This window comes from Croceicoccus sp., from assembly GCF_983967925.1.
Window position 1 is genome coordinate 16,536 of the sequence record NZ_CFETID010000009.1, and the last position, 20,713, is coordinate 37,248.

The 20,713-nt window shown below is 66.0% G+C and carries 25 protein-coding genes; 19 read left to right on the plus strand and 6 right to left on the minus strand.

Annotation, left to right across the window (positions count from 1 at the left end):
- The 9 genes from AC4FIJ_RS06940 (at position 1) to AC4FIJ_RS06980 (ending at position 5,893) form a co-directional block, all read left to right on the plus strand.
- Positions 1 to 438 (plus strand): DUF983 domain-containing protein, encoded by a 438-nt coding sequence (locus AC4FIJ_RS06940; protein WP_490335984.1) that lies wholly within the window; start codon positions 1 to 3, stop codon positions 436 to 438.
- A complete protein-coding gene (locus AC4FIJ_RS06945; protein WP_490335985.1) occupies positions 435 to 1,019 on the plus strand; it encodes an SURF1 family protein in 585 nt (194 codons plus the stop codon). The genes AC4FIJ_RS06940 and AC4FIJ_RS06945 overlap by 4 nt, the downstream gene beginning before the upstream one ends.
- Before the next feature lie 67 nt (positions 1,020 to 1,086).
- Complete coding sequence (gene thrC / locus AC4FIJ_RS06950) at positions 1,087 to 2,505, plus strand: threonine synthase (protein ID WP_490335986.1); 1,419 nt, start codon at positions 1,087 to 1,089, stop codon at positions 2,503 to 2,505.
- A complete protein-coding gene (locus AC4FIJ_RS06955) occupies positions 2,505 to 3,413 on the plus strand; it encodes a class I SAM-dependent methyltransferase (RefSeq protein ID WP_490335987.1) in 909 nt (302 codons plus the stop codon). The genes thrC and AC4FIJ_RS06955 overlap by 1 nt, the downstream gene beginning before the upstream one ends.
- 1 nt (position 3,414) lies before the next feature.
- A complete protein-coding gene (locus tag AC4FIJ_RS06960; RefSeq protein ID WP_490335988.1) occupies positions 3,415 to 3,786 on the plus strand; it encodes a dihydroneopterin aldolase in 372 nt (123 codons plus the stop codon).
- Complete coding sequence (locus tag AC4FIJ_RS06965; protein ID WP_490335989.1) at positions 3,783 to 4,127, plus strand: Rossmann fold domain-containing protein; 345 nt, start codon at positions 3,783 to 3,785, stop codon at positions 4,125 to 4,127. Before AC4FIJ_RS06960 ends, AC4FIJ_RS06965 begins: the two co-directional genes overlap by 4 nt.
- Before the next feature lie 22 nt (positions 4,128 to 4,149).
- Entirely contained in the window at positions 4,150 to 5,160 is a 1,011-nt protein-coding gene (gene moaA / locus AC4FIJ_RS06970) for a GTP 3',8-cyclase MoaA (protein ID WP_490335990.1), read from the plus strand.
- A gap of 9 nt (positions 5,161 to 5,169) precedes the next feature.
- Positions 5,170 to 5,415, plus strand: coding sequence for a MoaD/ThiS family protein (locus AC4FIJ_RS06975; protein WP_490335991.1), 246 nt, complete (start codon positions 5,170 to 5,172; stop codon positions 5,413 to 5,415).
- Positions 5,416 to 5,431: 16 nt separating this feature from the next.
- The gene (locus AC4FIJ_RS06980) at positions 5,432 to 5,893 is read left to right on the plus strand and encodes a molybdenum cofactor biosynthesis protein MoaE (RefSeq protein WP_490335992.1); all 462 of its coding nucleotides are present in this window, start codon (positions 5,432 to 5,434) and stop codon (positions 5,891 to 5,893) included.
- 6 nt (positions 5,894 to 5,899) lie between these two features.
- On the opposite strand, the gene AC4FIJ_RS06985 is transcribed toward AC4FIJ_RS06980, so the two are convergent.
- The gene (locus AC4FIJ_RS06985; protein WP_490335993.1) at positions 5,900 to 6,433 is read right to left on the minus strand and encodes a hypothetical protein; all 534 of its coding nucleotides are present in this window, start codon (positions 6,431 to 6,433) and stop codon (positions 5,900 to 5,902) included.
- A 134-nt stretch (positions 6,434 to 6,567) separates the two neighbouring features.
- On the opposite strand from AC4FIJ_RS06985, the gene rplU reads away from it, so the two are divergent.
- The 4 genes from rplU (at position 6,568) to AC4FIJ_RS07005 (ending at position 8,605) form a co-directional block, all read left to right on the plus strand.
- The gene (rplU, locus tag AC4FIJ_RS06990) at positions 6,568 to 7,035 is read left to right on the plus strand and encodes a 50S ribosomal protein L21 (protein WP_490335994.1); all 468 of its coding nucleotides are present in this window, start codon (positions 6,568 to 6,570) and stop codon (positions 7,033 to 7,035) included.
- A 24-nt stretch (positions 7,036 to 7,059) separates the two neighbouring features.
- Positions 7,060 to 7,329: a 50S ribosomal protein L27 gene (gene rpmA, locus AC4FIJ_RS06995; RefSeq protein ID WP_490335995.1), complete on the plus strand. Its 270-nt coding sequence runs from the start codon at positions 7,060 to 7,062 to the stop codon at positions 7,327 to 7,329.
- A gap of 232 nt (positions 7,330 to 7,561) precedes the next feature.
- A complete protein-coding gene (locus AC4FIJ_RS07000; RefSeq protein ID WP_490335996.1) occupies positions 7,562 to 7,906 on the plus strand; it encodes a hypothetical protein in 345 nt (114 codons plus the stop codon).
- Between the two features lie 114 nt (positions 7,907 to 8,020).
- Positions 8,021 to 8,605 (plus strand): TetR/AcrR family transcriptional regulator, encoded by a 585-nt coding sequence (locus AC4FIJ_RS07005; protein WP_490335997.1) that lies wholly within the window; start codon positions 8,021 to 8,023, stop codon positions 8,603 to 8,605.
- A 21-nt stretch (positions 8,606 to 8,626) separates the two neighbouring features.
- Here the strand turns inward: AC4FIJ_RS07005 and ygfZ are convergent, their stop codons facing one another.
- Positions 8,627 to 9,394 (minus strand): CAF17-like 4Fe-4S cluster assembly/insertion protein YgfZ, encoded by a 768-nt coding sequence (gene ygfZ / locus AC4FIJ_RS07010; RefSeq protein WP_490335998.1) that lies wholly within the window; start codon positions 9,392 to 9,394, stop codon positions 8,627 to 8,629.
- Between the two features lie 180 nt (positions 9,395 to 9,574).
- Positions 9,575 to 10,498 carry an EamA family transporter RarD gene (rarD, locus tag AC4FIJ_RS07015; protein WP_490335999.1) on the minus strand — a complete coding sequence of 308 codons (924 nt, stop codon included), beginning with the start codon at positions 10,496 to 10,498 and terminating at the stop codon, positions 9,575 to 9,577.
- 199 nt (positions 10,499 to 10,697) lie between these two features.
- On the opposite strand from rarD, the gene AC4FIJ_RS07020 reads away from it, so the two are divergent.
- Complete coding sequence (locus AC4FIJ_RS07020) at positions 10,698 to 11,156, plus strand: glycine zipper 2TM domain-containing protein (RefSeq protein WP_490336000.1); 459 nt, start codon at positions 10,698 to 10,700, stop codon at positions 11,154 to 11,156.
- Between the two features lie 74 nt (positions 11,157 to 11,230).
- Here AC4FIJ_RS07020 and astD read toward each other — a convergent pair whose 3' ends face one another.
- A complete protein-coding gene (astD, locus tag AC4FIJ_RS07025; RefSeq protein ID WP_490336001.1) occupies positions 11,231 to 12,640 on the minus strand; it encodes a succinylglutamate-semialdehyde dehydrogenase in 1,410 nt (469 codons plus the stop codon).
- A gap of 192 nt (positions 12,641 to 12,832) precedes the next feature.
- On the opposite strand from astD, the gene AC4FIJ_RS07030 reads away from it, so the two are divergent.
- Entirely contained in the window at positions 12,833 to 13,402 is a 570-nt protein-coding gene (locus tag AC4FIJ_RS07030; protein WP_490336002.1) for a hypothetical protein, read from the plus strand.
- 18 nt (positions 13,403 to 13,420) lie between these two features.
- On the opposite strand, the gene AC4FIJ_RS07035 is transcribed toward AC4FIJ_RS07030, so the two are convergent.
- On the minus strand, positions 13,421 to 14,845 hold the full coding sequence (locus tag AC4FIJ_RS07035) for a protein adenylyltransferase SelO family protein (protein ID WP_490336069.1): 1,425 nt from the start codon (positions 14,843 to 14,845) through the stop codon (positions 13,421 to 13,423).
- A gap of 81 nt (positions 14,846 to 14,926) precedes the next feature.
- On the opposite strand from AC4FIJ_RS07035, the gene AC4FIJ_RS07040 reads away from it, so the two are divergent.
- The 4 genes from AC4FIJ_RS07040 to AC4FIJ_RS07055 all read left to right on the plus strand — a co-directional run bounded on the left by AC4FIJ_RS07040 (position 14,927) and on the right by AC4FIJ_RS07055 (position 19,321).
- The gene (locus AC4FIJ_RS07040; RefSeq protein WP_490336003.1) at positions 14,927 to 15,862 is read left to right on the plus strand and encodes an alpha/beta fold hydrolase; all 936 of its coding nucleotides are present in this window, start codon (positions 14,927 to 14,929) and stop codon (positions 15,860 to 15,862) included.
- Between the two features lie 9 nt (positions 15,863 to 15,871).
- Positions 15,872 to 16,993, plus strand: a complete 1,122-nt coding sequence (locus AC4FIJ_RS07045) for a glycosyltransferase family protein (RefSeq protein ID WP_490336004.1) — start codon at positions 15,872 to 15,874, stop codon at positions 16,991 to 16,993.
- Positions 16,994 to 17,151: 158 nt separating this feature from the next.
- Positions 17,152 to 17,928 carry a tetratricopeptide repeat protein gene (locus tag AC4FIJ_RS07050; RefSeq protein WP_490336005.1) on the plus strand — a complete coding sequence of 259 codons (777 nt, stop codon included), beginning with the start codon at positions 17,152 to 17,154 and terminating at the stop codon, positions 17,926 to 17,928.
- A gap of 37 nt (positions 17,929 to 17,965) precedes the next feature.
- Positions 17,966 to 19,321 (plus strand): outer membrane protein assembly factor BamB family protein, encoded by a 1,356-nt coding sequence (locus AC4FIJ_RS07055; RefSeq protein ID WP_490336006.1) that lies wholly within the window; start codon positions 17,966 to 17,968, stop codon positions 19,319 to 19,321.
- Between the two features lie 21 nt (positions 19,322 to 19,342).
- On the opposite strand, the gene AC4FIJ_RS07060 is transcribed toward AC4FIJ_RS07055, so the two are convergent.
- Entirely contained in the window at positions 19,343 to 20,713 is a 1,371-nt protein-coding gene (locus tag AC4FIJ_RS07060) for a glutamate--cysteine ligase (protein WP_490336007.1), read from the minus strand.

Here is a 20,713-nt window from a genome sequence, read left to right on the forward strand (position 1 = left end):
GTGACGGATCCTGATCAACAGGCGTCCGTCCCGCTGGCGTCCGATCCCGGCGGGCCGGATCTGGGTCCTGCGCTGCGCAGTGCGGTGCTGGGCGAATGCCCGCGATGCGGTGCGCAGACGATGTTTGCAGGCGGGTTCCCGGCAGGCTGGGTTCGCTTCGCAAGCCGATGCGGATCCTGCGGGCTGGATTACGAGCGCTTCAACGTGGGTGACGGTCCCGCGGCATTCCTGACCCTGATTATCGGAGCGATCATAACCGGGCTGGCGATCTGGCTGGACATCGCCGCCAATCCCCCGTTCTGGGTTCATGTGCTGCTGTGGGTCCCGCTGACGGTGGTCATGGTGATGGGCGGCCTGCGCGTCGCCAAGGGCCTGCTACTGATCATCGAATATCACCGCGATGCGCGCGAAGCGGGTGGCCGCGATCCCGAGGCATGATGCGGCGCCTTCCCGTAATCCCGACCATTTTCGTGCTCGCCGCGGTCGCCGTCATGGTGGCGCTGGGCATGTGGCAAATCCAGCGCGCGAACTGGAAGCACGAGCTTCTTACGCGTTACGCCGATGCCGCGCAGGACGACACGCCGGTCGCCTGGCCCGTCTCGGCCGACCAGTTCGAGGCGAATTATTACCGACGCTCCACCTTCACCTGCTCAGAGGTTACCAGCCGCGATGCCATCGCAGGCCGCAACAGCGAGGGCGCTGCGGGCTGGGTGCAGATCGCGAATTGCCGCACGGCAGAAGGCAACGAGGCCGCGGTGCAGATGGGCTGGACGCAAAATCCGCAACCGGTCCGCTGGGATGGCGGCAAGGTGACAGGCCGCATAACGCGTTACGGCGAAGGCGTGCGCCTGGTCGCCGATCCGCCCGTGGCCGGACTGCGCGCCAATGCGGCGCCGGATCCGCGCGATCTGCCCGACAACCACATGGCCTATGCGTTTCAATGGTTCTTTTTCGCCATCACCGCTCTGGTCATTTATGGCCTAGCGCTGCGCCGACTCCGTTCGAAACCCGCTGACTGACCCTTGGAACGCCGCATGATCAGCGCCGTCTTGCCTTGACGGGCCAGCGGGGCTAACCGCGCGCCTCATGGACTATATCAGCACCAGAGGCAGCGCCGCGCCGCTCGATTTCCGTTCGGTCACGCTTGCCGGTCTTGCCAGCGACGGCGGGCTTTACGTGCCCCGCGAATGGCCGCGCTTTTCGGCCGACGACATCGCGGAGATGGCAGGCCTGCCTTATGCCGAGCTGGCAGCGAAAGTCATGCAGCCCTTCGTCGGCGACTGTATCGCGCCCGACCGCCTGCTGGAGCTGACGCGGCAGGCCTATGGCCGCTTTGCGCACAAGGCGGTGACCCCGCTGACCCAGTTTGACGAGCGCAACTGGCTGCTCGAACTGTTCCACGGACCCACGCTGGCGTTCAAGGACGTGGCGTTGCAGCTGCTCGGTCTGCTGTTCGAGGAGTTCCTCAAGGATAGCGACCAGCACCTGACCATCGTCGGGGCGACCAGCGGCGATACCGGCAGCGCCGCGATCGACGCGGTGGCGGGGCGCGAGAAGATCGACATCTTCATGCTCCACCCCAAGGGCCGCGTCAGCGAGGTGCAGCGCCGCCAAATGACCAGCGTGATCGCACCCAACGTGCACAATATCGCGCTGGAAAACGCCAGCTTCGACGACGCTCAGGCCATGGTGAAGCGCATGTTCGCCGATACCGACATGACCGGGCGGTTCCGGATCACGGCGGTCAATTCGATCAACTGGGCGCGGCTGATGGCGCAGGTGGTCTATTATTTCGCCGCCGCGATTCAGCTGGGCGCGCCGCATCGCAAGACCGCGTTCAGCGTGCCGACCGGCAATTTCGGCGACGTGTTCGCGGGCCATGTGGCCGCGCGCATGGGGCTTCCGATCGAGCGGCTGATCGTTGCGACCAATGTGAACGACATTCTCCACCGCGCATTGTCGACCGGCGATTATTCGGCGCATGGCGTCACGCCGACCGAAGCGCCGTCGATGGACATTCAGGTCAGCAGCAATTTCGAACGCCTGCTGTTCGATGCTGGCGGGCGTGACGGCGCGGCCATGGCCGACCAGATGCGCGGGTTCGAGGGGTCGAAGGCGATGCAGCTGACGAATGCGCAGAGGGAAGGCGCGGCTTCGCTGTTCGCCAGCGCGCGGGTCGATGCCGAATCGATGCGTGCCGCGATGCGTTGGGCGCATGACAATTGCGACAAGATCATCGATCCGCATACGGCGATCGGGCTTTCCGCGGCGCTGGATGCCGATCTGCCGCACGGCGTGCCGGTGGTGACGCTGGCGACCGCCGATGCCGCGAAATTCGCTCCTGCGGTCGAGGCTGCCATCGGCGTCTCTCCGGAATTGCCGCCGCGCATTGCCGATCTAATGAACCGTGAAGAGGCCTGCACCGATCTGCCCGGCACCTACGAAGCGGTCGCCGCTTTCGTCGCCGAGCATGCAACGCCAAGCCCCGCGCCCGTCGCCTCCTGATGGCCAGCCTTGTCGAACTTCCCCAATTGCTGATCGGTGAGGGCTGGGCGGATTACGCGCTGCTCGACAGCGGCGAGGGGCGGAAGTTCGAAAGCTATGGCCCTTTTCGGTTTATCCGCCCCGAACCGCAGGCGATGTGGAAGCCGCGTTTGCGCGAATGGGACGCGCATGGCGAATTCGTGCCCGGATCGGACGAGGATGGCGGCGGGCGCTGGCAATTCGCCAAACCGGTTCCGGAAGACGGCTGGCCGCTAAGCTGGCGCGAGGTGAAGTTCACCGCGCAATGCACGCCGTTCCGCCATCTCGGTTTCTTCCCCGACATGGCCCCGGTCTGGGACTGGATGGACGCGATGCTGGAAGGCACGGCGGATCCGCAGACGCTCAATCTGTTCGGCTATACCGGCGTCGGTTCGCTGTCGCTCGCCCGGCGCGGCGCGGTGGCGCATGTCGATGCCAGCAAGAAATCGGTGGCGCAGGCGCGTGACAATGCGGCGCTGAGCGGGATGGACGATGCGCCGGTCCGCTGGCTGGTCGACGACGCCGCCAAGTTCGCCGCGCGCGAGGTGCGTCGAGAGAGGCGCTATGACGGCATCATCCTCGACCCGCCCAAGTTCGGACGCGGCCCCAAGAACGAGACATGGCGGATCGAGGAAAGTCTCGCCCCGCTGATCGCCGATTGCCGCCAGCTGCTGGACGGCGATTCGCGCTTCCTGTTCCTGACGGCCTATGCCGTGCGGATGAGCTCGCTGTCGCTGGCGGGCCTGCTGGACGAGCAGTTCGCCGCGCTGCCGGGCCGCGTAGAGCACGGCGAGCTGGCGGTGCGCGAAGCCGCCGCGCCCGGCACCGATACACGCCGTATCCTGCCCACTGCCATTTTCGCCCGCTGGGCCAATGATCGAGGATCATGAGATGAACGATTCGCTGATCCTCGAGGTCGAAGACCTTGTCGTCGATGTGCTGACCGGCATCTATTCGGAAGAAACCGGCAAGCCGCAGCCGCTGCGCATTTCGATCGCGGTGGAACTCGATATGCCGGGCCGGTTCGAGCCCGACACCCCGCTCGACGCCAGCAAGAACTACATGGACCTGAAATTCGCGGCAACGCAGGCGCTGCCGCCCGGCGTCCATTTCAAGCTGATCGAGGCGGTGGCCGACCATGTCTGCGACACGCTGTTCGTGCAGGATGGGCGGGTGAAATGGGTCCGGGTCAAGATCGTCAAGCTCGCCATTGCAGAGCATGACGAGAAGATCGGCATGACGCTGACGCGGCACAGGCGATGACGGGCGCGGCTGTCCTGGAGGTCGAACTGGCCGGCGCCGATCCGCTTGCCGCGGCGGCGGTGTTCCACCAGGTGCATCTGCCGCGCGCGGTCGCGCTGGTGGCCGAGGGTTGCCAATCCATCGTCCTGCAATTCGATCACGCCGAGGAAAAGCCGCATCGCTGGCGCCGCGAAGCCGTCGCCGCACTGGCCCGCGCGGCGGTTCCGGCGCGGGTGAACGGGGTCGCGCCCGCCTCGGCAGGGGGATGCGAGGACGCGCTTAAGGCTACCATCGCCTTTCTACACGCCAATGAAGGCGTCACCGGTCAATTGCTGATTGCGGGAACGCTTGGCGGGACTTGAACGCTCTGGCACAATGCACCGCATGGATCCTGTATCGCAGCCCGCCCTCATCGACGGATTCGGCCGCCGGATAAGCTATCTGCGGCTGTCGCTGACCGACCGGTGCGATCTGCGCTGCAGCTATTGCATGCCCGAACGCATGCAGTTCCTCCCCCGCGCCGAGGTTCTCTCGCTTGAGGAAGCGCACCGGCTGGCGCTGGCCTTCATCGACCGGGGCGTGACCAAGATCCGGCTGACGGGCGGCGAGCCTTTGGTGCGGCGCGACATGATCGAGCTTGTGCGGGCATTGGGCCGCCGGCTGGGCAGCGGGCTTGAGGAATTGACCCTCACTACTAATGGCACCCAGCTGCGCCAGTTCGCGCCCGATTTGGCGGAGGCGGGCGTCGAGCGCGTCAATGTATCGCTCGACACGCTGGACCGCGCGACATTCGAACGGCTGACGCGGCGCGACCGGCTGGAGACGGTGCTCGACGGCATCGCCGCCGCGCGCGAGGCGGGGCTGAAGGTCAAGCTGAACACCGTCGCGCTGAAGGGCGTGAACGAGCACGAGATTCCGGCCATGATCGAATGGGCGCATGGCGAGGGGCATGACGTTACCCTGATCGAGGTCATGCCGCTGGGCGAGGTGGATGGCGAGCGGATCGATCATTACCTGCCGCTCGATGCCGTGCGGTCCGAGCTCGAAAATCGCTGGACGCTGACGCCAAGCGGTCACCGCACGGGCGGGCCGTCGCGCTATGTGAACATTGCCGAGACGGGCGGGCGGCTTGGCTTCATTACGCCGCTGACCGGCAATTTCTGCGAGGGCTGCAACCGGGTGCGGGTGACCGCGACGGGCCAGCTTTATGCCTGCCTCGGCGGGCGCGAGCAGGTCGACCTGCGCGCCGCGGTTCGGTCGGACGATCCCGATCGCGCGCTGGCAGAGGCGCTCGACACCGCCATGGCGATCAAGCCCGAACGCCACCATTTCGCCATTCGCGAGGCAGGCGAGGCACCGGCGCTCGACCGGCACATGTCGGTCACCGGAGGATAGATCCTCACCATGTCGCTGACTCTCCTGTTCCTCGGCAAGCTGGAGGATGTCGCGGGCGCGCCCTCACTGTCGCTCGACGTGGCGCAGCCCCTGTCGCTGTCCGAGATTGCCGAGCGGCTTGAGCCGCGGCTGGCCGTCGCGCTGTCGGCAGCCAATGTGCGGGTGGCGCTCAACGGATCGCTGGTGGGCGCAGGTGGCTGGGCCGCCGGGAATGGCGACGAACTCGCCTTTCTTCCGCCCGTCAGCGGCGGCTGAGGGCGAGGAGAGCGCCATGATCAGCGATGTGCGCCTGGCCCATGCGGATTTCGACGCCGCGCATGAATTGCAGCGCTTTACCCTGCGGCAGGATGCGGGCGGGATCGTCAGCTTTCTCGGCAAGGTGCGGGCGGAAGGCGGCGATGATGCCGTCCTCGCGCTGGAACTGCGCCATTATGCGCCGCTGACATTGTCCGGCATGGAGATGCTGGCCTTGCGGGCACAGCGGCACTGGACGCTGACCGGCCTGCTGATCATCCACCGCGAGGGGGTGATGCATCCCGGCGATCCGATCGTGCTGGTCGCTTGCGGCGCGCGTCACCGCCGCGACGCGTTCGAGGCCTGCGATTTCCTGATGGACCACCTCAAGTCCGAAAGCTGGTTCTGGAAGCGCGAGAAGACCGCGCACGGTTGGCACTGGGTCGATCCGCGCGATCAGGACCGCAAGGATCTGTCACGCTGGGCGCATGTCGCCTGACCGCAATCAGCCCCGGATCGGCTCGGTCAACTCGACCAGAAGCTGATCTTCCTCTGCCACCAGAGCGGCGACCGAATCGCGGGTCGCGGCGATTTGGGGCAGGCCTACCGCGGCGCCGCTGTCCGCCCGCTCGGCCGCGCCCAGCGCCAGCATCGAATCGAGTTCCGCCAGCGCGAACATCGTGTCGCTGCGCGCCGATTCGACATCGCTGATCGCGACGATGGCATCGGACCAGCGGGTGCTGCCCTGCGCGGCACCGGCCGCGGCATTCGCCCGGCTGCGCGCGTCGTCGGCGCGGCGCATGAATGTTGCATGCGAGGCTTCGGCCTGTCGCCGCAATTCGGCCAGTCTTTCGCCAAGCCCGGAGGGCAGCGGGGCGGGCGCAGGGGCTTCGGTCTTTTCCGGCTCGACCGGTGCGGCGTTTCCTTCCACCCGCTCAAAATCGCGCATTGCGAGCGAGGGATAGCGCGGATCCGTCGCGCAGGCCGAAAGCGCAAGCAGGGCGACGGGAGCGAGGAGAAGTGAACGCTGGGCAATCATCACCGCGCCTGATAGCAGCTTGGGCCCGCAGCGCCAGCATCCAAGATGGCCAGTCGCTCGTGCCGGCCGTTCACGCGGGGGCCGTTTACGCGGGGGCAGTTGGTGCTGGGGCCAGGCGAAATGGCCAATGGGAATTGACAGGACGGGTCATTGCCAGTAACGGGCACCGCTCATCCGGCTTCACCGGGCGACTTTGCGTGCTGCAATGGCGCTGGGCCGGTAAAACGTCCGCAGATCGGCACGGATACAACGTCGGCGCTTTGGCGCCGGGTCGTGGCATCGCGGCAGAACAGACAGGTTTGAACATGTTCGCAATCGTGCGCACGGGCGGCAAGCAGTATCGCGTCGCCGAAGGAGACAAGATCGCGGTCGAGAAGCTGGCGGGAGACGCCGGCGACAAGATCGAACTGGGCGACATTCTGCTCGCGGGCGAAGGCTCGGAGCTGAAGGACGCGTCGAAGGTCAAGGTTTCGGCCGAGATCATCGCGCAGGCCAAGTCGGAGAAGGTGATCGTCTTCAAGAAGCGTCGCCGTCACAATTATCGCCGTCGGAACGGACACCGCCAGCAGATGACCCTGCTGCGCATCGTGTCGGTCGGCTGAACACCAAAGTAGGAGCATCACACCATGGCACATAAAAAAGCAGGCGGCTCCTCGCGCAACGGTCGCGATTCAGCGGGCCGTCGCCTTGGCGTCAAGAAGTTCGGCGGACAGGAAGTCGTCGGCGGCAACATCATCATTCGTCAGCGCGGGACCAAGGTGTATCCGGGCGTGAACGTCGGCATGGGCCGCGACCACACGCTGTTCGCCCTGACCGGCGGCAAGGTGCGCTTCCATGACGGCAAGCTTGGCCGCAAGTTCGTGTCGGTCGACGCGATGGCGGAAGCTGCCGAGTAAGGGACAGCCCTAGCGATAGGCCGTCCCTTCAAAAGGACGGCCCCGCCGGCATCGACCGGCCTGAAGGGAGAGGGCCACGGTCCGTCTCCCTTTTTCGCGTTGGCCGGAACCGAAAGGGAATCAAAAGGTTAACGGGAGCATCGAGAGGCGCCGGGCGGAATATTCCGCCGCGCTATCACCAAAATGAAACGCGGCACTTCTAGTAAGCGATCGCGACACTAGGGAGCGGAATGTGTTTATCCGTAGCGAAAACCTGTTTTTACGTCCTGCATGGCCAGAAGACAGGGCGAATATCTGCCGCGCGGGCGTCCCCTCGGCGAGCGATCCGTTGCGGGCGGGCGAGCTGAAACACGGCCTGCTGGTCACCATGCCTGCCATCGGCAATGACCGGATCGCCGGTACGGCCGGTTTCGTCGCGCGCAAGGGCCGCTGGCAGCCGCGCATCTGGCTGGCACCGGCTTTCCGTCACCTTGGCCTGTTCGACGAGGTCGAGGAAGCGATGTTCACGCTGATGTCGCAAATGCCCGACCCGTCGGGACCTCCCGCGATCCGCTTGCCAGAGTTGCAGGCTGCGTAAGACTGCAACAGGACTTGTGTAAAACGCGCACGAAAATGCGCGATACTTGTTTGTTGTTGCAGCGATTCTTATGTATCGGGTTGGCCGGGTCGCAAGCTGAACATCAGAAAACCGGTGGCAACTAGAAAACGATTAAGTCAGGAAGACAGCCAACGCGCCGCGCTGGAAGCGGCGCGTGAGTTGCTGATCGAATCCGGACCTCAATCGCTGACCCTGAAGGCCGTGGCCGAACGGGTTGGGCGGACCCATTCCAACCTGCTCCATCATTTCGGCAGCGCAGCCGGACTGCAAAAGGCGCTGGCGGGTTTCCTGGCGGCATCGGTCTGCCAGTCCATCGCGCTTGCCGTGACGAAGCGGCGGGCGGGGCAGGGCAGCGCGCGCGAACTGGTCGACCTGATTTTCGACGCCTTCGGCCGCGAGGGGGCGGGCGCGCTGGCAAGCTGGACGATGGTTTCGGGCCACCGCGATACGCTGGATCCGATCTTCGACACGATCCATGCATTGGTGGAAGATCTGGGGCCCGATGGCGAAGACTGGGCGCGGATACGCGAAGTGACGATGGTGCTGGTGCTGCAGGCGCTGGGCGATGCGGTCATCGGCGATTCGCTGGCCTGCTCGCTCGACCTTCCGCGTGAAGCGGCGCGCGATCTTGCCACGCGGCAACTGATAGCCATGCTGCCACGCGGCGAGAACGTCTGAAGCTGCGCAGCAGCGCGACCTCTATTCCTTTGCCTGCGGCTCCAGTGCCAGCCAGCCCGGCCACAGATCGGGATCGGCATCGGCCACCCGCACATGATCGACCGCAACGTCCAGTTCGGGATAGGCGATCCTGCGGCGCGATTCGTCCGACCGGTCGAGCGGCACCACGACAAGGCGGCGATTGATCTTCTGCCGCCAGTTCATGCGCGCGGTGTTCTCCTGGCCGACATAGCAGCCCTTGCGGAAATTGACGCCGTGCAGTTCCGCCGCGTTGCATTCCAGCCATAGAGTCTGGTCATAGCCCAGTTCATCCCGCCCCTCGGTCACGCCAAGGGACAGGCGATGCGCGAGATAGGCATCGTCCGCGCTTGGCCCTTCTGCATTGCCCGATGCGGGCAGGAGCCATCGCTGCCCCAGCGCGGCCAGGCGCGGATCGTCCGCGGCGCCGTCGCCGCGATGCGCGATCCAGTGCACCTCGACCGCCGGGTCGCGCTCGATGGTGATCTTGCGGCGCAGGCGGTACATCGACAGCTTCTTGACCAGTTCGTCGGCGTGCTCGGCCTCGCATTCGATCAGCATGTCGTTGCCGCTGGGCCAGACGAAGAAGTCGAACAGCACCTTGCCCTGCGGCGACAGCAGGCCGGTCCAGACGGGAAGCGGTGCGGTTACGTCGCTGGTCACCAGGCCCTGCAGGAATTCGCCCACGTCCTCGCCGTCGCCCGAAAGGCGGATGATCGCGCGTCTGGCCAGCCGGGTCACGTCGTGGCGGGAAGATGTCGTTTCGTTCATATCGCCTGCTCTCCTTTTCCGCGGGGGTCGCTTCCGAATGCTTGTCGTAGGAATGATACGCGTCAGACGGGCGAACGGTCCTGCCAAACCGGCAGGCGTCCTGCCGCGACCCGCGCAGCCTTGTGTGCATTTAGGCATCGGCGGAGCGCGCGCAAGCTGGGCGCGCGCCTTGGCCGAGGATCACGCGGGCGGCGGAGGCCTGCGCTTTGCGCGGGTGCGCAGCAGCAGGTCGAGGCAGAAGATCGCGATCGCGGTCCAGATGATCAGGAAACAGACCAGCTTGACCGGGTCCAGCGGCTCTTTCAGAACCGTCAGGCCAAGGATGAAGACCAGCGTCGGCGCAAGGAACTGCACGAAGCCCAGCGTCGAATAGGCCATCCGCCGCGCAGCGGTGGCGAACAGCAAGAGCGGGAAGGCCGTCCACAGGCCTGCTCCGAACAGCAGGGCGTTCGTGCCGATCTCTCCGCTCACTCCGTTTCGCGCCTCGGGAGCGAGCGCTATGGCAATGATCGCCGGAACCGCGAGGATCAGAACCTCGACCGTAAGGCCGGGCAGCGATCCCACTGCGACGCGTTTGCGCAGTAATCCATAGGACGCAAAGCTGAGCGCCAGCGTAAGGCTGATATACAGCGTGTCGACCGCTTTTGCCGCAAGGATGGCGACGCCGATCGCCGCGACCGCGACCGCCAGCCATTGCAGGCGGCCGAGCTTTTCCTTCAGGAAGATCGTGCCAAGCAGCACGTTGACCAGCGGATTGATGTAATAGCCCAGGCTGGCGGCAAAGAACGCGCCTCGCTGGACCGCCACGATATAGACCACCCAGTTGACGCTGATGAAGACGCTGCTGACGACCAGCGTCAGCATGACCCGACGGTTGGTCAGCGCGGCCTTCAAATCACCCATTCGTCCCGCGAGGGAAAGCGCGATCAGGCAGACGGGGATGGTCCACAAGGTTCGCCATCCCACCACGGCGAACGGATCGATCGCATTCAGCAGGACGAGATAGAGCGGCAGGAAGCCCCACAGCGTATAGGCGCCCAGTGCGTAAGGCAGGCCCCTTGGCGAAGGGGTCGTCGGCTGCGACGGGGCGTTTTCATCGGTCATGCTCGCGCGCGCCTAGAGCGGTTCAGCGATCATGAAAAGACCGGTGGTTGGATACGCGCGACAGGGCGTTCAGAAAGGCGTGCGCTATTCTGAAAATAATCGAGCCATTCGGGTTTCGTTCATTTTCAGGACCCTAATTATGAACTCAACAAGCCCCGGTCGTCACGCTGAGGCTCAAAGGTTTTCAAGGAGAAAGACTATGGCGCGGTTCCCGAAGTTCAGCACGATCGCATTGGCAGCAACCGTTCCGGCCATGGCGCTGTCGGCACCTGTCGCGCAGGCCGCGGCCTTTCCGACTGCGCCTGCTGCACAGACGTCGCAGATCGTCACTGTCGCCGAGATGAACGCGGACCATGACCGCCGCTACAAGAAGCGCGATCGCTATGACCGATACGATCGTTATGACCGTTACGATCGTTATGACCGTTACGACCGCGATGAGCGCCTGCGCCATGACAGCCGCGTGTGGCGGGGCAATGACGGGCGTTACTACTGCAAGAAGGAAAACGGCACGACCGGCCTCTTGATCGGCGGAGCGGTGGGCGGTCTTGCAGGGCACGAGCTGCTGAAGGACAAGACCATGGGTGCGATCCTTGGCGCTGCCGGCGGTGCGCTGCTGGGCCGGGCCATCGACAAGAGCGACGCGCGCTGCCGCTGATCGGCGCGCCGGCACTCGCTGTCGCAGCAAAGGGCCGCGTCCCGGTTCGATCCGGGGCGCGGCCCTTTTCGCGTTCAGGTGCTCAGGCCGACCCCGATCATCGCGCGCGGCTGATCAAGCTCGGCCGAGGCGACGGGATAGTTGCAGTAATCGACGGCGTAATAGGCGCCGGGCCGGTGATTGCCCGACAGGCCGACTCCGCCAAACGGTGCATTGGACGAAGCGCCGTTAGTGGGCCGGTTCCAGTTGACGATGCCCGCGCGGATCTCGCGCCAGAACCGCCCATAGAGCTCGGGCGTACCGCCCAGTAGCGACGCGGACAGGCCATAGCTGGTGTTGTTCGCCTCGGTCAGCGCGGCCTTGAAGTTCGACACGCGGATGACCTGTAGCAGCGGGCCAAACAACTCTTCGTCGCGGCGGCCCTCCATCTCGGTTACGTCGACGATGCCGGGCGTCAGGAACGGCAGACCCTCGGTCACGCGCTCCAGGGGGCGGATGACCTGTCCCCCGCGCGACACGATGCCGCCAAAGCCGCGCAGCACGACATCGGCGGCGGCATTGTCGATCACCGGTCCCATGAACGGGGCGGGCTGGTCGAACGGACCGCCCACGATGATGCGGTCGACCAGCTTTGTCAGCGCCTCCATCACCCCGTCATACATGGTATCGCGCACGATCAGGCGGCGCGCGGCGGTGCAGCGCTGTCCCGCCGTGGTAAAGGCCGATTGCACGATGGTCGCCGCCGCATCCTGCAGCAGCGGCGTATCCCACACGATCAGCGGATTATTGCCGCCCATCTCCAGCGCAGTGATGACGCCCGGCCGCTCCGCCAGAGCCTTGCGGATGGCCACGCCGGTCTGCGACGAACCGGTGAACAGCACGCCGTCGATGCGCGGATCGGCGGTCAGCGCGCGGCCTTCCTCAGGCCCGCCCAGCAGCAACTGGACGACATTTTCGGGAAAGCCCGCCGCATGGAAATAGCTGACCAGACGTTCGCCCACGGCGGGGGTCTTTTCCGACGGCTTGAACACCACCGTATTGCCCGCCAGCAAGGCCGGGACGATATGGCCGTTGGGGAGATGCGCCGGGAAATTATACGGGCCCAGCACCGCCATCACGCCATGCGGCTTGTGCCGCAGCGCGCTTTTCGCGCCCATCGCGCCTTCGCTGGTGCGATTGCCCGCGCGCTCCGCCTGCGCGGCGAGCGAGATGTCCACCTTGCCGATGACGGCCTGCACCTCGGTCTCGGCCTCCCACAGCGGCTTGCCGGTTTCGCGCGCGATGAGGCGAGCAAGCCCGTCCGAATCGGCACGGACCTGATTGGCGAAACGCTGCAGCAATTCGATCCGGCGGGCGAGGGGTTCGGCGGCCCAGGATGAAAATGCTGCGCGCGACTGTTCGAGAATGATGTTCGTGTCGCCGGGTTCGCCATGCCAGAAGATGTCGCCGCTGGCGGGTTCGATCGATGTCAGTTCGGTGGTCAAGTTGGCTCCGTCGAATGCGTGCCGGGGAATGTCCGGCGAAGGCTCTAACCCATTGATGGCGCGCTGACCAGTCGGTCGACTGCGGCGTGATGATCAAGGGCTACCGCATTCATATGGTGCAGCAATGTCGGTTGCCAAGCGTCCCGCCGCGTCCCCATTGCCAAGCGCGCCGCGACCGCTAGAACCGGTGACATGACGCTTCATGACATGCTTTCGCCCTTTGGCCTGATTGCCCGCATCGCCGCGCTGCCGGCATGCCTTCTCGTTGCGGCGCAGGGACCGGCGCTGGCGCAGCAGCAGGCCGCTCCTGCACAACCTCAGGCCCAGCAGCCAACCAATATTCCGCCGCCCTCGGCTGCCCCCGTTCCCGGCGAGATGGATCTGGCCAAGCTGATCTGGTCGACCATGGTCACGATCGACAACGCCAATGGCAGCGGCAACTACACGGTGCTGCGGGACAGTTCGGCAACAGGCTTTCAGATCGCCAACGATCCGGCAAAGCTGGCGCAGATCTTCGCAGGGCTACGCGCCAGCCGGATCGACCTGACCACCACGTTGCTGACCGCGCCCAGCTATACCGCGCCGCCCCAGTTGCTGCGCGAGGATGTGTTTCAGGTGCAGGGCTATTTCCCGCTGCGCCCGCGCGCCGTGGTGTTCGACATGGCGTTCCAGTGGCAAAACGGGAAATGGCGCCTGTTCGGCGTCAGCGTCGAGCCGCGGGTGATCGCCGATCCTCAGCAACAGCAACAGAACGTGGAATAGCCCGGCCCGGTCGCTGCGTCAGTCCGGCTGTCCGGCGGGTGTCGGCGCTTTCCCATGCGCTTCGCCCATGCGGCGCTGCGCCTCTACGCAGGCGTGGAAGGCCGACCAGTCGTCGTCCCGGTCGATATCGGCCCAGATCGCTTCCATCTCTTCGATCAGCATGGATCGCGGCGTATCGTCCCGCCAGTAAGGATGGTCGTCCGTCACCCGCTCGGCATCGTTCAGCCGGGCCATGAATTCCTGCGTCGTATCGCCGCCCTCCAGCGAGTTGCGGCGCGCGGCGAACAGGAAGGCGTCGGGCTGCATCTGGCTCTCGCGCATCGCCTTTTCGGCCAGTTCGACAAGCGTGCCCGCCTCGCCGGGATGCGATGCGGCCCAGTCAGCCTCTACCCCCAGCCGCCAGGCAAAGCGGCGGCGAATCGCCGTAGTGTAGAGGTCGGGAAACCGCTCCAGCGCGGCGACGAGGGGCGGGGCATCGCAGATCGGGCGCAGCGCGATGGCAAGCTGCGCGCAGTTCCAGTGGATCGCCTCGGCCTGCCTGCCGAATGCGTAGAGCCCGGAATGGTCGAAATAGGCTGCGGTGAAAGCCGGATCCCAGCGCGGCAGGAACCGCCACGGGCCGTAGTCGAAGCTTTCACCCGACACGTTCATGTTGTCGGTGTTGAGCACGCCGTGCACGAAACCCGCGCAGGCATAGCTGGCCGCCATATCCGCCAGCCGCTCGACCACCAGATGCAGCAGGCGAACCGGCGGCAGGTCCCTGTCGGGCGCATCGGCGGGCGGGGGCGGGCCGGGGTAATGCTGCAATGCGTAATCGGTCAGCTCGGCAAGGTGATCGTACTCTTCCAGCGCGGCAAGGCGCTGGAAACTGCCGATGCGGATATGCCCGTGGCTCAGCCGCACCAGCACGGCGGAGCGGGTGGGCGAAGGCTCGTCATTGCGGTCGAGAGGTTCGCCTGTCTCGACAACCGAGAATGTCTTGCTGGTATATACGCCCAGCGCTTCCAGCTGCTCGGTCGCCAGCACTTCGCGCACCGCGCCTTTCAGCGTCAGCCGCCCGTCGCCGAACCGCGACCACGGCGTCTGGCCCGATCCCTTGGTACCCAGGTCGAGCAAACGCCCGTCGCCGCCGTATAGCTGCGCGTACAGGAAACCGCGCCCGTCACCGATCTCGGGATTATAGGTGCGGAACTGGTGCCCGTGATAGCGCAGCGCGAGCGGCTGGGGGAGGTTGTCCGCCAGCGGTTCGAAGCGCGCGAAATGGCGGGTCCAGCCGTCCGCATCCAGATCGCCCAGCCCGACGGCCTCTGCCCAGCGCTGGTTACGGAAACGCGTGATGGCCTGCGGAAAATCGGCGGGGCGGACCGGATCGGCGATCCAGCCTGCGATACCCTGGATGACCGGATCGGGGCGATAGGGGGACGGTTGCGGAATGCCGCTCATACCGCGATAGTGGGGTGCCGCCGCGCCGGGTGCAAGCCCGGGCATCTCTCGCGGCGATGATGACGAAGGGCGACAATACACGTGGACGAACGATCCGGCGGGCCAGCCGAGCCGGCCTTGTGGCATGACGGCTGGTGGGAAAGCGAAGACGGGCTGAAGCTGCATTTTCGCGATTATCCGGCCCGCGATGGGGCCCAGGTCGGGGGCGGCACAGGCGGCGATGACTTGCCCGTGCTGTGCATCCCCGGCCTAACCCGCAACGCCCGCGATTTCGAGGTGGTCGCACAGGACCTGTCGCCCAGTCGCCGCGTGATCTGCATCGAACTTCGCGGACGGGGGGAGAGCGAATATGCGCGCGATCCCGCCAGCTATAACCCCATGCAATATGTGGCCGACCTCGACGCGTTCTTCGCGCAGACCGGGATCGAACGCGCCGTGTTCTTCGGCACCTCGCTGGGCGGGATCGTCACCATGCTGTCAGCGCTCAACGCGCCCGATCGCATCGCCGGCGCCTTGCTCAACGATATAGGGCCGGTGATCGAAAGCGAGGGTCTGGACCATATTCGCGAATATGTCGGGCAGGGGCGCAGCTTCCCCACATGGATGCACGCCGCGCGGGCCCTGCAGGACCTGCACGGCGCGGTCCATCCGGACTGGGGGATCGAACGATGGATCGCCTTTGCCAAGCAGGTGATGGAACTGGGCGGCAGCGGCAATATCCGCTTCGATTACGACATGCGCATCGCGGATGCTTTCAACGACGGCGATGCCGTCAATGGCAGCAATATCGTCGGCGCGGACGATCTGTGGCCCGCGTTCGAGGCTCTGGCGGGACGGCCGGTGCTGGTCGTGCATGGCGAAACCTCGACCATCCTGTCGGGTGCGACCGCGCGCGAAATGGTCGGGCGTATCCCTGCGGTCGAACTGGTCACCGTGCCCGATACCGGCCATACGCCCACGCTGGACGAACCCCCGGTGCGAGAGGCGATCAGCCGCCTGCTCGCGCGCAGCCGATGATTTGAGCATATGGCCAAGAAGATCACCGTTTTCCGCAAGCTGCGGATCCTTCACCTTGGGCTGGACCCGGTTGCGGCACCGTGGAGCGGCGATCTGATTCGCGCGCTTTCGGGCGGGAAATACCAGTTCATCGAACATCACGCCCCGGCCGCCAGCGACGACATCGCGTCGCGCCTGCAGCTCTATCGCCCCGACTTTCCGGCGCTGGACAAGGGAGCGGGGCTGGGCAGGCTGAACCGCATGGCGCGCGCCATGCGCGGTTACGGCCTGATCCTTACGCACGGCGAGTCGGGCTTTCCCGCCGCAATGGCGCACAGCCTTTTCGCCGAGGCGCTGAAGCTGCCGCCGCTGATCCACTACCACCATGCGCTGCAGGGATTTTCGGGCGGCGCGATCAAGCGTTTCAGGCACCGGCTGGGCTTTGCCCGCACGCAGGCGGTGGTCGCGCCGACATCGACGGCCGCGAACGAAATCGCCGCGAACTGGGGTGTCGGCGGCCGCACCTTGCGGATCGCGCTGCCGGTCTATGGCAGCACGCCGAAACCGCCGCGCGCCGATGCGATTCCCGGACTGGTCAAGCGCCGGGACGAGGCATGGATAGGCGTGCGTGCAGGCGATCTGCTGCCCGATGCAGACCCGATCCTGCGCCGCCTGCGCGATCTGGGCGACGAATGGCGGCTGGTCGCATTCGGCAGCAAGGACGAAACGGTGCGCCTAGGCTCGCTCTGTGCCGAGATGGAGGTGGCGGATCGGCTGCTGACCAGCCAGCGGCTGGCCGGGCCCGAGGACAGGGCGGGGCTGTTCGACATGCTGCTGTCGCCGCGCCCGCCCGCGAAGGGAGACGACATGCCGCGCATGCCGTTCCTTGCGGCCCCGGCAGGCGTTTCGATGATCGCGGCAGGCAGCGAGATCGCGCCCGTCCTGCCGCGCGAGCAGGCGGATTATCTGTTCGGAAACGGCAGCGGCCAGTCCGCGGCCATTGCCGAGGCGATGGTCACGCTCGCGAGGGACGAGGTGAAGCGCAAGGGGCTGTCGAAGGCCATGGCCGATTTCGCCGCGAAGCATCGCGACGCTGCCGATCACCGCGCGCTGATCGCCGAATTGACGGGCGAGGACCGGATCCATCCGTGACCTGACCGCGCTTGCTGCCGATACGCCGCTGTGGACGGTTTCAGCGCCCGTTCAGGCGCAAGCCGCTTTGGCGTTGAAAACCCCCTGACGGACCCTTAAGACCCCGCCATTCCGGCGAAGATGCCGGAGCGATAACGAATTTCGAAAGGCCTTCTATCGTGGCGTTAAGCCCTATCCGCCCTGCCGATCCCGCCGACAAGGCCGCCTTGCGCCAGCGCGCGCAGGAGGATGTGTTTCGCCGCGAGGTGGACGAGGCGGTGCGGCAGGACACGGTCTCGGGCTTTTTCCGCAAGTGGGGCAAGCTGATCATCGTCCTTGTCGTGCTGGCGCTTGCCGCGCTGGGCGCATGGTCGTGGTGGCACCACAAGACCACCACCGAGGCCGAGGCCGACGCCGTCGATCTGACGCTTGCGATCGACCAGCTTGAGGCGGGCAATCTGGAGGCCGCGGCGGAAAAGGCCGCCGGGCTGACGACAGAGGGAACGCCCGCGGCCTACCGTGCACCGGCGCAATTCCTGGCCGCCGCCGCCGCGCTTGAAAAGGGCGACGAGGACGAGGCGGTGAAGATGTTCGAGGCGGTCGCAAACGACGCATCGAACCCGCAGCCGTTCCGCGACCTCGCCGCGATCCGCGCCGTTTCGGTTCGTTTCGACGACATGGAGCCGCAGCAGGTCATCGATCGCCTCAAGCCGCTCGCCGTGCCGGGCAATCCGTGGTTCGGCAGCGCCGGCGAAATGGTCGGCCTCGCCTATGTCGAGCAGGGCAAGCCCGAACTGGCAGGCCCGCTGTTCGCGGAAATCGCCCGCGACGAGGACCAGCCCGAAACACTTCGCGCACGCGCCCGCCAGCTGGCGGGCCTGTTCGGCACCGATGCGGTCGACGATGCGCAGGACATCGTCGACCGGATCGCCTCGGGCGGCGCCGCGCAGCCCTGAAGGCTGGCCGACTGACAGAATTATGGAGAGCAATCGAATGACATACCCGTTTGGCAAGCGTGCCGTCACCGGCGCGGCACGGATCGCGCTGGTCGCGGCCCTGGCCGCAGGACTGGGCGCATGCGGCATGTTCAAGGGTGATGGTCCGGAAACCACCCCGACGCTCGGCAAGCGCGAGCCGATCCTTTCCCGGATCGAGAACACCGCGACCGTCGATCCCTCGCTGGAAAGCGTACCCGTCGTCCTTCCCGCACCGACTGCCAACCAGTCATGGGCGCAGGCGGGCGGTTCGGCATCCAAGAGCTATGGGCATCTCGCCCTGTCCGCCAATCCCACGCGCGTCTGGACCCGCAGCATCGCGGGCGCCAGCCAGCAGCGCCGGCTGGCCGCCACGCCCGTCATCGGCGACGGCAAGCTGTTCGTGTTCGACACCGACGGCAAGGTCTGGGCCTTCGACGCTGCCACCGGTGCGCCGGTGTGGGAAAAATCGCTGCGGGTCAGCGGCGACGGGTCCAGCTCGGTCTTCGGCGGCGGCGTCAGCTATGAAAACGGGCGCGTCTACGTGACCACCGGCGTCGGCGAAGTCGATGCGCTCGATGCCTCGGACGGCAGCGAGATCTGGAAAGCCCAGCCCTCGGGCCCGCTGCGCGGCGCGCCGACGCTGGCGTTCGGCAATGTATTCGTGATGACGCAGGACAACCAGATCTTCGCGCTCGATGCCGAAACCGGCGAGATCGAGTGGAACCGCGCAGGCTCCAGCGGGCTGTCGGGCGTGTTCGGCGTGGCGGCTCCTGCGGCGGGCGCGGGCACGGTGATCGCGGGCTATTCCAGCGGCGAGCTGATCGCCTATCGCTATGAAAACGGAACCGAACTGTGGGGCGATGCCTTGTCGCGCACCAATATCTCCACCTCGGTAGGATCGCTGACCGACGTGGACGCCGACCCGATCATCGACGGCGGGCGCGTCTATGCGCTGGGCCAGGGTGGCCGCATGGCCGCGTATGAGCTGCTGTCGGGCCGCCGCATCTGGGACCTGTCGCTGGCCGGTATCTCGACGCCCGCGGTGGCAGGCGACTGGATCTTCGTGCTGACCGACGATGCGCGCCTGCTGGCAATCGCGCGCGCGACCGGCAAGGTGCGCTGGATCAGCCAGCTGCCGCGCTGGAAGGACGAGAAGGACAAGAAGGGCGAGATCTTCTGGTCCGGCCCGGTTCTCGCCGGGGGCAAGCTCTATGTCGCCAGCACGCGCGGCGCGCTGGTGTCGGTCGATGCCGCCGATGGCGCACAGGCGAATGTGGCCGAGCTGGACGACGGCGTATCGCTCAACCCGATCGCCGCGAACGAGACGCTCTATGTGCTGGACAATGGCGGGACGATCAGCGCGTTTCGCTGATCGGTCCCTCCGCCGCCCGGATCAAAGGCTGTATTTGTAGATCGGCGCGACCGACCCGTTCCACTCGCCGTGATAGCGGTCGAGCAGGTCCTGCGCAGGCACCTTGCGCCGCTTGGCGATCTCGTCCAGCGGGGCGAGGAAGCCGGTCTCGTTATCGCCCGCCGAATTGAGCTGCCCGCGCGCCGCAAGGCCCGCCCGCGCAATCTTCAGCACTTCGGGCGCCAGGTCGCCCAGCACGCCGCCGCCGGGGATGGGCGCATCCAGCGCCAGCCGCGGCACCGCGTTTCGCAGCGCCTCGCGCTCCTCCATCGTCCAGTCCTTGACGAGGTCCCAGGCCGCATCCAGCGCGGTCTGATCGTAAAGCAGGCCGACCCAGAACGCGGGCAGCGCGCAGATGCGGCTCCACGGACCGCCATCGGCGCCGCGCATTTCGAGGAAGCTTTTCAGGCGAACCTCGGGAAAGGCGGTGGACATGTGATCGGTCCAGTCCGCCATCGTCGGCTTTTCGCCCGGCAGCGCGGGCAGTTCGCCGTTGAGGAAATCGCGAAAGCTCTGCCCCGCGGCATCGATATATTTCCCGTCGCGGAACACGAAATACATCGGCACGTCGAGCAGGTAGTCGGCCCAGCGCTCATAGCCGAAGCCGTCCTCGAACACGAAAGGCAGCATGCCGGTGCGCGCCGGGTCGGTGTCCGACCAGATATGGCTGCGGTATGACAGGAAGCCGTTGGGCTTGCCCTCGGTAAAGGGCGAGTTGGCAAACAGCGCGGTCGCCAGCGGCTGCAGCGCGAGGCCGACGCGGAACTTCTTCACCATGTCGGCTTCGGACGAATAGTCGAGGTTCACCTGGATCGTGCATGTGCGCAGCATCATGTCGAGGCCCATCGTGCCGACGCGCGGCATGTGCTCCAGCATGATCTTGTAGCGGCCCTTGGGCATGAGCGGCAGGTCCGCACGCGCCTTGTCGGGCCACATGCCCAGGCCAAGGAAGCCGACGCCCAGCTCTTCGCCCACTTCCTTCACCTGCGTCAGGTGCCGGCCCGTTTCGGCGCAGGTCTGGTGCAGGCTGACCAGCGGCGCGCCCGACAGTTCCAGCTGGCCCGCCGGTTCAAGGCTGACCGTGCCATCCTCGCCCGACATGGCGATGATGTTGCCGCCCTCGACCACCGGTTCCCAGCCGAATTTTTCCAGCGCGAGCAATATGTCGCGGATGCCGCCGGGCTCGTCATAGCTCGGCGCGCGGCGGTCCTCGGCGCGGAAGACAAATTTCTCGTGCTCGGTGCCGATGCGCCATTGTTCGCGCGGCTTCTCGCCCTTCTGCATCGGGATCAGAAGCTGGTCGCGGTGCTCGATGACGGGCTCTGCGGCCCCTGATTCCTTGCGCGTGCTCAT